10 protein-coding genes and 1 pseudogene (1 of these 11 cut by a window edge) are annotated in these 13,192 nt (G+C 44.9%); 9 read left to right on the top strand and 2 right to left on the bottom strand.

Annotated elements, in window-relative coordinates; translation table 11 throughout:
• Window positions 1-7 precede the first annotated feature (7 nt).
• A complete protein-coding gene (locus tag A2048_06180) occupies window positions 8-2,440 on the bottom strand; it encodes a pyruvate dehydrogenase (acetyl-transferring), homodimeric type (GenBank protein ID OGP11077.1) in 2,433 nt (810 codons plus the stop codon).
• A 336-nt stretch (window positions 2,441-2,776) separates the two neighbouring features.
• Here A2048_06180 and A2048_06175 point away from each other — a divergent pair, with 336 nt between their 5' ends.
• From A2048_06175 to A2048_06140, 8 genes are all read left to right on the top strand, one after another.
• Window positions 2,777-3,241, top strand: coding sequence for a hypothetical protein (locus tag A2048_06175; GenBank protein OGP11076.1), 465 nt, complete (start codon window positions 2,777-2,779; stop codon window positions 3,239-3,241).
• 12 nt (window positions 3,242-3,253) lie between these two features.
• Window positions 3,254-4,696, top strand: coding sequence for a Fe-S cluster assembly protein SufB (locus A2048_06170; GenBank protein ID OGP11075.1), 1,443 nt, complete (start codon window positions 3,254-3,256; stop codon window positions 4,694-4,696).
• 108 nt (window positions 4,697-4,804) lie between these two features.
• Window positions 4,805-5,560, top strand: a complete 756-nt coding sequence (locus tag A2048_06165) for a Fe-S cluster assembly ATPase SufC (protein ID OGP11074.1) — start codon at window positions 4,805-4,807, stop codon at window positions 5,558-5,560.
• Window positions 5,561-5,612: 52 nt separating this feature from the next.
• Window positions 5,613-6,908, top strand: a complete 1,296-nt coding sequence (locus A2048_06160) for a Fe-S cluster assembly protein SufD (protein ID OGP11073.1) — start codon at window positions 5,613-5,615, stop codon at window positions 6,906-6,908.
• The gene (locus tag A2048_06155; GenBank protein ID OGP11102.1) at window positions 6,905-8,167 is read left to right on the top strand and encodes a cysteine sulfinate desulfinase; all 1,263 of its coding nucleotides are present in this window, start codon (window positions 6,905-6,907) and stop codon (window positions 8,165-8,167) included. Before A2048_06160 ends, A2048_06155 begins: the two co-directional genes overlap by 4 nt.
• 44 nt (window positions 8,168-8,211) lie before the next feature.
• Window positions 8,212-8,676, top strand: a complete 465-nt coding sequence (locus A2048_06150; GenBank protein OGP11072.1) for an SUF system NifU family Fe-S cluster assembly protein — start codon at window positions 8,212-8,214, stop codon at window positions 8,674-8,676.
• Window positions 8,677-8,747: 71 nt separating this feature from the next.
• Entirely contained in the window at window positions 8,748-9,056 is a 309-nt protein-coding gene (locus tag A2048_06145; GenBank protein ID OGP11071.1) for an SUF system Fe-S cluster assembly protein, read from the top strand.
• Between the two features lie 21 nt (window positions 9,057-9,077).
• The gene (locus A2048_06140) at window positions 9,078-9,629 is read left to right on the top strand and encodes an elongation factor P (GenBank protein ID OGP11070.1); all 552 of its coding nucleotides are present in this window, start codon (window positions 9,078-9,080) and stop codon (window positions 9,627-9,629) included.
• 15 nt (window positions 9,630-9,644) lie between these two features.
• Here A2048_06140 and A2048_06135 read toward each other — a convergent pair whose 3' ends face one another.
• Window positions 9,645-11,945 carry a hypothetical protein gene (locus tag A2048_06135; GenBank protein OGP11069.1) on the bottom strand — a complete coding sequence of 767 codons (2,301 nt, stop codon included), beginning with the start codon at window positions 11,943-11,945 and terminating at the stop codon, window positions 9,645-9,647.
• A gap of 140 nt (window positions 11,946-12,085) precedes the next feature.
• Here A2048_06135 and A2048_06130 point away from each other — a divergent pair.
• Window positions 12,086-13,192: pseudogene (locus tag A2048_06130) on the top strand (hypothetical protein); it runs 42 nt beyond the window's last position.

Below are 13,192 nucleotides of genomic sequence, written 5' to 3'. Positions count from 1 at the left end.
CCCGCCCCTACATTAATTTTAAAACCGCTTCCACAATATGTTTGGCACTTACACCAAAATGATCTCGCAGCTTATCGCGTGACTCGCTCAAACCAAAACCATCCGTTCCCAAAACAGCAAAAGGCTGTTTTATATAAGGGGCAATGCAATGGGGCAAGGCTTTCACATAATCGCAAACACTCACCACCACTCCCTTTTGGTCGGACAAACATTGCTCCAAATGGCTTTTTTGTTTCATTTTTGGCAAAGCATTTTGATTTAAACGTTCGCAATGAAGAGTATCATCATAAAGGGCTTTGTAGCTGGTTACCGACCAAACTGATGTCGCTACCTTGTGATCGGTTTCCAAAATATTCTTGGCTTTAAGCACCTCTGTCATCAGGGCCCCGCTTCCCAATAAATGGGCCTTTTTTCTCGATTGAATTCCTTCTTTGGAAAAACAATAGAGCCCTTTGATGATGCCCTCATCCACATCATCCCCCGCAGGCTTGGGAGGCATGACATAATTCTGGTTTCCCACCGTTAAATAATAAAAAATGTCTTCTCCTTTTTCATACATGCGTTTCATTCCATCAGCGATGATGACGGCCAGCTCATAAGCAAAAGCCGGGTCATAGGCTCTTAAATTAGGGTACGCCAGGGCATACAAATGGCTCTGGCCATCCTGGTGCTGTAAACCTTCCCCCTGCAGAGTGGTACGCCCCGAGGTGGCTCCCACCAAAAAACCTTTGCAACGCATGTCACAAGCCGCCCAGATAAGATCCCCCACACGCTGAAAACCGAACATCGAGTAATAAATGAAAAAGGGAAGCATGGGTAAACCGTGAGTGGCATAGGCTGAACCAGCAGCAATAAAAGAACTTGTAGCTCCCGCCTCATTAATCCCCTCCTCCAAAATTTGTCCGTCTTTGGATTCCCGATAATAAAGCAGACTTTCGGAATCGGCAGGTTCATAGAGCTGCCCCAAGCTTGAATAGATTCCATATTGCTTGAAGAAAGTTTCCATTCCGAATGTGCGGGCCTCATCGGGAATAATGGGAACAATGTATTTTTTCCAGGCCTCATCGCGCAAGAGATTTCCGAGCATTTTAACAAAAGCCATGGTTGTTGAAACCTCGCGACCAGAGGTTCCTTCCATGAATTCCTCAAAAACTTTTGGTGAAGCCGGCTTGGGAAGAGTGAATTGGGCTTTTCTTTGTGGAACAAACCCACCCAATTTTTTTCTCTGATTTAAAAGATACCCCATTTCAGGGCTATTTTTTTGGGGCCGATAAAAAGGCATCCTGACCACATTCTCATCGGAGACAGGGATTCCAAAACGGGTTCGGAACTCAAGCAACTCTTTTTCATTCAATTTCTTCTGCTGATGCGAAATATTTTTCCCTTCGCCTGATTCTCCCAGACCATACCCCTTGATGGTCTTGGCCAAAATAACCGTGGGGCTTCCCTTGTGTTCACAAGCGGCTCTATACGCGGCATGAATTTTTTGAGGGTCATGCCCTCCCCGGCGTAAAACGCGCAATTGGTTATCTGATAGATTTTCTACCAAACTTAAAAGTTTCGGATCAGTTCCAAAAAAATGGTTACGGATATAATCCCCACCAGACACCACATATTTTTGATATTGCCCGTCAACAACTTCATTCATGCGTTTTACCAAAAGACCCTCTTTATCCTTTTGAAGCAAAGGGTCCCAATCGCTTCCCCAAACAAGTTTGATGACATTCCATCCCGCGCCACGAAAAAGAGCTTCAAGTTCCTGAATGATTTTTCCATTGCCACGCACGGGGCCATCTAGGCGTTGCAAATTGCAATTGACCACAAAAATAAGATTATCGAGTTTTTCTCGTGCTGCTAGAGTCAGCGCTCCCAAACTTTCAGGCTCATCGGTTTCTCCATCCCCCAAGAACACCCAGACTTTTCCCGTGTTTTTTTCCTTCAGTCCCCGATGCTCCAAATACCGGTTAAACCGGGCCTGATAAATCCCCATGATGGGTGCCAACCCCATTGACACCGTGGGAAACTCCCAAAAATCAGGCATAAGCCAGGGGTGTGGGTAGGAAGAAAGTCCTCCCTGGGCACTTAGTTCGCGCCGAAAATTTTCAAGATGGACTTCATCAAAACGGCCTTCCAAAAAAGCACGCGCATAAATACCAGGAGAAGCATGTCCCTGGAAATAAACCTGGTCGGCATTCACACCCGTTTGTTTTCCCCTGAAGAAATGATTAAAGCCCACTTCAAAAAGGGTGGCGGAAGAAGCAAAGGTAGAAATGTGCCCCCCCAAACCGGAAGTGCGCCGATTGGCACGAACAACCATGGCCATAGCGTTCCAGCGGATAAGACTGCGAATACGCCATTCGATCTCGGGATCACCTGGATAAGAAGGCTCATTTTCTGCTGGGATGGTATTAATGTAAGGAGTGTTTAATGGTGACGACATCAGGCTTCATCATACGCCATGATGGCTGGAGGATAAAATACTAATTTCAAATCCCACCTGATTTACCTTCCAGAAGTCACCATCCTTCAAATTTCAAAAAAAGATTGGCCTGTTTAATATTTCTCGTAACTGTCACAAACAACCTGTCACAAACAACCTTGACAACCTCTAAAATCCTGTTTAAAAAACCCACCTTGACTAAATATCACAAATTTGGTGATATTTATGGTGTTCATTGAGAAGTCGCTCGTTGCTTGTCTCTAGTTGCTAGTAAACACTTGATATCATTATTTTTATTATAGCAACCAGCCACCAGGAAACAGTGACTTAGTGATTATGAAAATAACTTCAAGAGCCGGTGATTATGCTCTTCTTTTAGTGATGTATTTGGCGCGCCTTGCTGTAGAAGAAACCACTTCTATTAAAAAGGTGACGGAAGCCCTTAAACTTTCAAACCGGTTTTTAGCCAACATCGCCAACAAGCTTTCGATTGCCCGCATTGTAGTTTCTCACCGTGGCATCGGAGGAGGGATCAAGCTGGCGCGCCCGGCTTCCCAAATTAAAATTCGTGAAGTCATTGAAGCTGTCGAGGGCCCCATTCAAACCATGTTTTGTCAAAACACCCTGGAAATGTGTGGGCTGGAAGCCGCCTGCACGATGAAACATTTTTGGAATGATTTGCAGGATCTTGTCATGAATAAACTGACAACCACAACCGTTGAAGATTTGATCAAACATCATGGAGCCAGCCCCGCCTTCGGGCCGTACAAATCATCCCCCCATGAAATCACGATGGTGTAAGGAGATTTTTTTATGAGTTCACAAGCTACAATCAATGAAATTACCAGCCAGGAATACAAATACGGCTTTATCACCCCCATGGCTCTTGAAGAGTTTCCCAAAGGGTTGTCTGAAGATATTGTTCGCCTTATTTCCCAAAGAAAAACCGAGCCCAAGTTCATGCTGAATTTGCGTCTGAAAGCTTATCGCCATTGGCTTACCATGAAGGAACCCGCATGGGCCCACGTAAAACATCCTCCCATCAATTATCAAGACCTCTATTATTACGCCGCCCCCAAGAAAAAACCCAAACTTGAAAGCTTGGACGAAGTTGACCCTGAATTGCGCGACACTTTTAACAAACTGGGAATTTCACTGGATGAACAAAAAAGACTTTCCGGTGTTGCTGTGGATGCCGTCTTTGACAGTGTTTCGGTGGCTACCACCTACAAGAAAAAATTGGGCGAGCTGGGGATTATTTTTTGCTCCTTTTCGGAAGCCGTTAAAAATCATTCCGAGCTGGTTGAAAAATACATGGGATCGGTTGTTCCCCTTACTGATAATTTTTACGCAACGCTTAATACCGCCGTATTTTCAGACGGATCCTTTGTCTACATCCCCAAAGGAGTGCGCTGCCCCATGGAGCTATCCACCTACTTTCGCATCAATGCTTCTGAAACGGGCCAGTTTGAACGCACCCTTATCATTGCCGATGAGGGAAGCTATGTCAGTTATTTGGAAGGTTGCACGGCTCCCATGCGTGATGAAAACCAGCTACATGCTGCCGTGGTGGAATTAGTGGCTCTTGATAATGCTGAAATCAAATATTCCACTGTTCAAAACTGGTATCCGGGCGACAAAAACGGCAAGGGGGGAATTTATAATTTTGTCACCAAACGTGGAAAGTGTGCTGGAAAAAATTCAAAAATTTCATGGACCCAAGTCGAAACGGGTTCAGCCATTACCTGGAAATACCCCAGCTGCATCTTGCAGGGCGATAATTCCATTGGTGAATTCTATTCGGTAGCCATTGCCAACAATTGGCAACAAGCCGATACCGGGACAAAAATGATTCATATTGGTAAAAACACCCGCAGCACCATTATTTCCAAGGGAATCTCAGCCGGCCATGGACAAAACTCCTATCGTGGTTTGGTCAAAATAATGAAAAATGCCGATAAGGCCAAGAACTACACCCAGTGTGATTCATTACTAATGGGGGACAAATGTGGCGCCCACACTTTTCCCTCTATCGAAGTCAAAAACAAAACCGCCCAAGTAGGGCACGAAGCCAGCACGTCCAAAATCAACGAAGACCAACTTTTTTACCTGCGTCAACGCGGTCTTTCGGAAGAAGACGCTGTTTCCATGATTGTAAATGGATTTTGTAAAGAGGTGTTAAAACAGCTCCCCATGGAGTTTGCCGTCGAAGCGCAAAAATTATTGGGCGTGAGTCTGGAGGGAAGTGTGGGGTGATTCGTCACTCGTGAAAAACGTCGCTCGAGGACTCGTCGCTCGTAATACGGAGGCCCCAAATTACGAGCGACGTTCCTCACGAGCGACGAGCAACCAGCGACAAAATCTATGTCATTACTCGAAATAAAAAACCTACATGTCTCCGTTGATGGCAAAGCCATTTTAAACGGACTTAACTTAACCATCAACAAGGGCGAAGTGCATGCCATCATGGGCCCCAATGGATCGGGCAAAAGCACTCTCTCGTATGTTTTGTCGGGTCGCGAAGGATATACCGTCACCCAAGGAAGCATCTTTTATAAAGGTGAGGATTTGTTGAGCATGGAACCGGAAGTTCGAGCTCGCAAGGGAGTATTCCTGGCATTTCAATACCCGCTTGAAATTCCGGGGGTCAATAATCTTTATTTTCTGAAAGCGGCCACCAATGCCGTTCGAAAAGCAAACGGGCAATCCGAATTGGATGCCATGGATTTTTTGAAATACAGCAAACAAAAAATGAAACTGATTTCGCTGGATGAAAGTTTTTTAAACCGCAGTGTCAATGAAGGATTTTCCGGCGGCGAGAAAAAACGGAACGAAATCTTTCAAATGGCCGTTTTAGAACCCACCCTTGCCATTTTGGATGAAACCGATTCGGGGTTGGATATTGATGCCCTCCAAATTGTCTCTAAAGGAGTCAATGCCATGCGTTCTTCTGAGCGCGCTTTTATTGTTATTACACACTATCAGAGACTGCTTGATTACATTGTGCCCAATAAAGTTCATGTTCTCTCGGGCGGAAGAATAGTGAAATCAGGGGACAAAAACCTGGCCCTGGAACTTGAAGAGAAGGGGTATGGATGGGTAGAACAAGAGATAAGATAGGAACGTGACTCGAGCGCTCGCGGACTCGTAATAAGGGGTCACGAGCAACAAAATGCAAGACGTCATTCAAAATTATATCGATTCATTTGAAAACTTTCTCCCACAGGTTGAAGGAAAAGAGCCGTTTTTGCTTACCCAAAAAAGAAAGAATTCGATTCATTTTTTAAAACAACATGGTTTCCCCACAAGCAAAAACGAAGAGTTTAAATATTTAAAGATGGGCGAATTAGCCAAGCAAGCCTTTACAACTCAAAAGAAACCAATACAAAACTTCCCAGATATCCAACCTCTTCTTTTGACCAAACAACAAAGTATTAATTTAGTTTTTGTAGACGGAATATTTAACGAAAATCTTTCTGACTTATCCCATCTTCCGGAAGGCTTGGTGGTAAGCAAACTCATTTTAACCGATTCAAATTTGGCCACTCTTGCCAACCCCGAAAAAGACGCTTTCACTGCCTTAAATACCGCTTTCATCAAGGAAGGGCTCTCCCTGCGTATTACTAAAAACACGCGCATGGTCCAGCCCATTCACATTATTCATGTAACGACATCTGCTGCCAAGGAGCTCTTGATACCCCTTCATCATTTCATCCATTGTGAACCCCATGCTGAAGCTTTTCTGGTCGAAACATATACAGGGATTGATAGTGCCTCTTACTTCACCAACGTCATCACTGAAATCAAGATGGAGGCCGATTCCAAACTCACTCATATTAAAATTCAGGAAGAAGGAAATCAGGCCCATCATTTGGCGACCACGGCATTACTTCAGGAAAAATCAAGTTCTGTGGGTTCATGGATTTTTTCTAGAGGAGCACTGACCCATCGCACAAGCATCCAAAGTACTTTAGACGATGTTGATTGTTCCTTTGATTTAAAAGCTCTTCTTTTGGCCAAAGAGGGGCAGCAAACCGATATCCATGCCAGGGTGGATCATCTAAAACCTCACGGAACAAGCAACATGGAGTTAAAAAACATTGTCAACGACCAGGCCCGGGGAATTATCAACAGCAAAGTGGTCGTTCACCCCAATGCCCAAAAAACAAAGGCCCATCAGTCTTTGAAGCACCTCATGCTTTCTGAAAATGCCGAGGCTAATCCCAAACCCGAACTTGAAATTTATGCCAATGATGTCCAATGCAACCATGGCGCCAGCATCGGTCAACTAGATCCCCAAGCCATGTTTTATTTGCGTTCACGCGGTATCGGGCAACAAGAAGCTCAGACCATGCTGACCTATGCTTTTGCCGAGGAACTCATCCAGACAATACCTTTAAAGTCCCTGCGTACAAAGGCAATGGAATCGGTTTTGAAATGGCAAAAACAGGAGAAAACCCAATCATGAAACAATCTCCCAATAATGTCCTCTCTCTTGAAAGTGCCCTCCCCTTTGATGTTGCCAAAGTGTGCCGTGATTTTCCCATTCTTTCAGAACATATAAACGGAAAACCCCTTGTCTACCTTGACAATGCCGCCAGCACACAAAAACCAAAACAGGTTATTGAAAGAATAAAATCATTCTACGAACACGAATATTCCAATGTGCACCGTGGCATCCACACCTTAAGCCAGAAAGCGACCGATGCCTTTGAAGAAGCCCGCTCTTTAGCCAGGGAGTTTCTTCATGCCCGTTCAAACAAGGAAATTATTTTCACACGAGGAACCACTGAAGGCATTAATCTTGTGGCCCAGAGCTTTGGCCGCAGAACACTAAGATCAGGGGATGAAATTATTATTTCGGCCATGGAGCATCATTCCAATATTGTCCCTTGGCAGATGCTTTGTGAACAAACGGGAGCCGTCCTTAAGGTTATTCCCATGAATATGCGTGGCGAGCTTGTCATGCCCGAATTTGAAAAATTGCTTTCGCCCCGGGTAAGGCTCATCTCGGTGGTCCATGTATCCAACGCATTGGGAACTGTCAACCCAGTCTGGGAAATCATCGCACTGGCCCACAAAAAGAATATTCCAGTTTTGCTTGACGGAGCTCAGTCTGCGCCCCATGTACCTGTGGATGTTCGGGAACTCGATTGCGATTTTTACGTTTTTTCTGGCCACAAACTTTATGGGCCCTCCGGCGTGGGAATATTATATGGCAAAGAACACCTCTTAGATGCCATGCCCCCCTACCAAGGCGGTGGCGACATGATTGCCTCGGTCTCCTTTCAAAAAACAACCTATAATACCCTTCCCTACAAGTTTGAAGCAGGAACTCCCAATATTGAAGGCGCTGTGGGACTTGGCGAGGCTTTTAAATACATCAAAAAACTGGGTTGGGAAAAGGCCCTGGCTTATGAACACGGCGTCTTTGAATATGCCCAAGAACAAGTGGTCAAACTTGAAAAAGTCCAGATTATCGGTCAAGCCGCTAAAAAAACATCCTCTCTGTCTTTTGTGATTGAAGGAGTTCATCCACACGATGCCGGGACCATTTTGGATGGAGAAGGCATTGCCATTCGTGCTGGGCATCATTGTGCCCAACCTGTGATGGATTTTTTCCACGTGCCCGCCACCCTCCGCGCCTCTTTTTCATTTTATAATACAAAAGAGGATGTAGATCGTTTGGTGGAAGGGGTTAAAAAGGTGTTGGAGATTTTTAAATGAATGCCATCCCCGTTTAAAAAAGGGGGGCCGAGGGGGATTTAATCATGTACGACCTACGTGACCTATATCAGGAAGTTATTTTGGATCACTCCAAACATCCGCGTAACTTCCACAAATTGACCAATGCAAACCATCATGCCGAGGGGTTTAACCCTTTGTGTGGAGATAAACTGACCCTTTATCTTTTTGTGGATGGCGATGTCATTAAAGACATCAGTTTTGAAGGAAGCGGTTGTGCCATTTCAACAGCCTCTTCTTCCGTACTTACTGAAATCTTGAAAGGAAAAAAAATTTCGGAAGTAGAACCCATTTTCGAACAATTTCATGAATTGGTCACAGGTCAAAAAGAGGCAGGAAAAAACCATACCGGCAACATCCCCCTTCCGGAAAAATTGGAAGTTTTCCAGGGTGTCAGTGAATTTCCATCACGCGTAAAATGTGCCACCCTCCCCTGGCATACGCTAAACGCCGCGTTACAGGATAAAAAAAAACCGGTGTCGACGGAATGAAGACCGTGGTCCCTGAGCGGAGTCGAAGGGACACCCCGCCTTCGACTCCGCTCAGGCATCACAATAAAATTATGTCAGAAGACCTTCGAACAAAAATCATCGCAGCCCTTAAAACCTGCTACGATCCTGAAATACCCGTTGATATTTACGAATTGGGGCTTATTTACGATATCATCATCAGCCCTGAAAAAGACGTGACCTTAAAGATGACCCTTACCTCCCCCAACTGCCCAGTGGCAGGCTCCCTTCCCGGTGAGGTTGAAACCAAAATAAAATCAGTTGAAGGAGTCACCAGTTGCCATGTAGACCTTGTTTGGGATCCCCCATGGGATAAGGACAAAATGTCAGAAGCCGCAAAACTGCAGCTTAATATGTTTTAAAAAAAAATTGTAGGATCAATCATGATTTCAGCGACACAAATACGCGTTGGACAAATTTTAAAGATTAACGAAATCCTTTTCAGGGTTTTAAAAGTGCAGCACATTACTCCAGGCAAAGGAAATGCCGTCATTCAAACCGAACTCAGAAACTTAAAAACTAAAAACAAGGACAATGTCCGGTTTCGTTCAAGTGAAACAGTCGAACAGGCCAATCTTTCCATTCGCAACGTCAATTATCTCTATCAAGATGGAACGACCTACCATTTCATGGATCCCCTCACTTTCGAACAGATTGAAATTTCCGAGGACGTGCTTGAAGACGCGGTCAAATTTTTGGTCCCCGAAGCAAGCCTTACTGTTTCAAGCTACGAAGGAGCCTCCGTCAGCGTAAGCCTGCCCCAAAAAATGAACTTTGAAGTAGTTGAGTGTAACCCCCCGTCAAAAGGAGCCGCAGGTGCGTTCAAGGACGCACGCTTAAGCAATGACATGACGGTAAAAGTCCCCCTCTTCATCAAAACAGGGGACCTTATCGTGATCAACACCGCTTCAGGGGATTATGTTGAAAAGGGTTAACAGGGCGTAAACTAATTACGAATCTCCCCTCTGCTTACCAAATTCAATGTCAAAATCGACAGGGTAATCTCTTAAACCACGCATAGTTTGAAAACCATGCGTAAGCTCTTGATCGTTAGATCGCGTCATGTGAAGCGAAAGGGGAAAAGCCCCACCTAAACCAGGACAACCCTCAAACTGGATTTCAATTTCATTTCCTTCCCGTGTCACACATATAATAGCAGCCGTCGGCAATTCGTGTTCGCAAACACTTGTTCCCACAACACCCATTAAACGGTCCCCTTGCCTTATAATTTCAAATTGATTTGTATAAGGGGAACATGCGGGCATGATGATGGAGGGGCAATTAATTCTTATATCAATTCCTTGAAGGTTACGCTCGCATTCCTCAGCTCCAATCTGGGCTGCTTGGCAGCCCTCGCGAAAACGGGCCTCCGCCTCCTCTCTTTGCCGGCGTTCACACGCAAAATCAGGGCCTGTTTGATTGACAGCGCACCACTGCCCAATTAAAAATCCCGCCTCTCCCGCTGAAGTGGGATCACAGGCCTCCCGCCCCGCAAAAATATTGACCTGTTTTGGTAGATGAACAATGGCATAGGCCCCGTCCGTTGTTGTGACTTTGGCAGCCATACTAAAAGCTCCACTCTGTTCAAAGAGATGGGAGTAAACGTAGCCATTGTCCCCAATTTCGGGAAGATCTCTCACCGCTAAGAATTCTCTGGCCACCTCAAAGGCACGCCCCAAATAAAAATCAACCTTTTGCACAGATACGCCATCAATCTTATCGATCAACGCATCAAAGCTTGCTTGTGCCGGAAGATTGGGAACCACAAGTTCCATCCCCAGTTGATTTTGATAATGCCCCGTGAGTCCGATGGTTAGCTCATCCCAAATGAGCTGTACACCTTCACTCAATAAGGTATCGATGGTCTGCCGTGAACGGGACATCTCGCTTAAGTCTAAAGGATTTGCCGAAACAGCGACAATGGCTATTGGGTTACGAAGGCTACTCATTCCTAATAGGGGGCGGAGATCCGTAACGCGATTTTTGTATAGGCCCAAACTTGTGAGTTGATCCAAAAAAGCTAAAGCACGGATGTCACGGATGGCATTAAGCCCCAATTCCAACCCAACGAGCCCAGTCAGATTACCCAAAACAGAAATATCCACGAGGTTGTCTTGGGATAAGTTAAGTGATTGGAGTTGGGTTAAATTACTCAAAGGGGTCAGGTCATTGAGGGCGGCATTTCTTGAGAGGTCCAACGTCCTTAGTCCTATCGCGTGTTCAAGTCCTTCTATGGAATGGATATTGGCTGCACTTGCCAGAAGCGTCCGAAGCTGTTGCAATTGGTCACAAGGGACTAAATCCCCCGCTCCCGGATTTAGCGGTTGCTGGCGGAGAGCATTTTTGATTCTTTGCCTTAAGTTTGCATCGGGAATTTCCACGTTCGTTCCTGGAAGGCATGCCTGATTGATTATCACCGAAACCTGAACATCATTACTAAAACCCCGGGGAATATTATTACCTTCCACAACTGTCGCGTAATAAGTATGGATTCCATTTTGGGCTTCACCCAAATTTAATACCCGTGCATAAGGCGATGTATCGTCCGAGCCCACTAGAACAGGAGGTCCATTTTCGGGTCTCTCATAAAAATTAACGGCACCAATCCTTTGATCATCCAAACTACTTGCCTGTAAAATAATATTTCCTGGTTGATTCAACGAGATATTCTCTCCCCGTATATCTATATTATTTTCCCGTGATACCTCTAAAAAAAGCGCAAAATTATTATTAGCAACACCAACTCCTGAAAAATGTTGAATGTGCCCGGTGCATGTAAAAACCACAGGATTAGGCTCACAAGGCACTTCTTCCCACTCTTTATTTTCCTGATTGTAAACGAGAAGACTTAAAAGACGGTTAATATCTTCATTGACAAGAGCCGCTTGCCTGCTCTTGGGATCATAGGGAACTGTCACCGTAATCGGCTTTTGAAATTGTGTGCCAGAAGGCCCAAAATAATAAAATGTTCCCGCTAATTCAGAACCGCCCGGAGTACTTGGTTGCGCTTTATCATTGTAGATTCCGATTTCAATGGGTGTTAAACGATCCAGAGCCCCCGCTGGAATTTCCATGACCAACCCTTCCATTGCTGAACCCATCGATCCCAAAAGGGTTCCTCCCTGCGGTCCTACTTCTTGAGTTGTCGTAATGGTGAAATCGGGCAGCTTGAGGTTATTGCCATTCTTACCGCCTGATCCACCGCTACATGCCAACAAAAAAAATAAAATAAAAAATAATAGATTTTGCATAAATGGTCTTTATTTTAACCTAAAGCAAAATAAAGGCCAAATGCTAAAACACAATACGCTGGATTTATTTATTTTTTTCCCTATAAGACAAAAAAAAGAGCTATCAGAATAGCCGTTTATCAAAAAGAGAGATAAAAGCCATGCAACGCCCCCTTTATCTAGACCATAATGCCACGACCCCCTTAGACCCACGTGTCTTTGCGGCCATGGGACCCTATTTCACTGAAATTTTTGGTAACGCCGCCAGCCATTCCCACTTTTTTGGCTGGGAAGCGGCAGAGCATGTAGAAGAGGCCCGACAAAGCATTGCTACAGGGCTTGGGGCATCAAAAAAGGAAAGTATTATTTTCACGAGCGGGGCCACCGAATGTAACAACATGGTCATCAAGGGCCTGGCCTTGGCGGCAAAAGACAAAATTCACCTCATCACCCAAAAAACCGAACACAAATGCATCTTGGATTCATGCAAATTCATTGGGTCACAGGGACATGAAATAACCTTTCTCAATGTAAATGGTGAAGGGTTGGTCAATCCGGAAGATATAAAAAAATCCATCAAACCAAATACCGTTTTATGTTCAATCATGGCGGCCAATAATGAAATTGGAACCCTTCAACCCATAAAAAACATTGCAGCAATTTGTCAGGAACGCGAAATTTTATTTCATACCGATGCCGCCCAAGCAGCCGGAAAAATGAGTCTGGATGTGGAAAAAAATGGGATTGATCTTTTAAGTATGTCGGCCCATAAAATGTACGGACCCAAGGGCACTGGCGCGCTTTATGTTTCCTCAAAAGCTTTTTCCAAATTAAAACCCCTGTTCCATGGAGGTGGACATGAAAGAAATTTGCGATCAGGAACTTTGAATGTTCCCGGGGTTATTGGGCTATCCAAGGCTTTCAAAATTTCGTTGGAAGAAATGGAAAGAGAATCGGAGAGATTATGCGGACTGAAAAACCATTTATGGCAAAAAATTAAAAAAGAAATCCCCCAAGCCATTCTCAACGGGCATCCGACACAGAGACTGGCCAACAATTTGAATATCAGTTTCCCAGGGCTAAAAGCCGCTGATATTCTCATGAAAACACCTTCCCTGGCCATCTCAAGTGGCTCGGCATGCACTTCGGGAAACCCGGAATCCTCCTATGTTTTAGGAGCCATCACCGATAACAAAGCGCGCATCGAATCGGGCATTCGCATCGGATTAGGACGGTGGACAAGCAAGGAAGATGTTGATAAAGCAGCT

It is taken from the genome of Deltaproteobacteria bacterium GWA2_45_12 (genome assembly GCA_001797365.1).
In the GTDB taxonomy this organism is placed as follows: domain Bacteria; phylum UBA10199; class UBA10199; order UBA10199; family UBA10199; genus UBA10199.
Note: the sequence above shows the minus strand (reverse complement) of the source record. Positions and strands in the feature narration are given on the sequence as shown.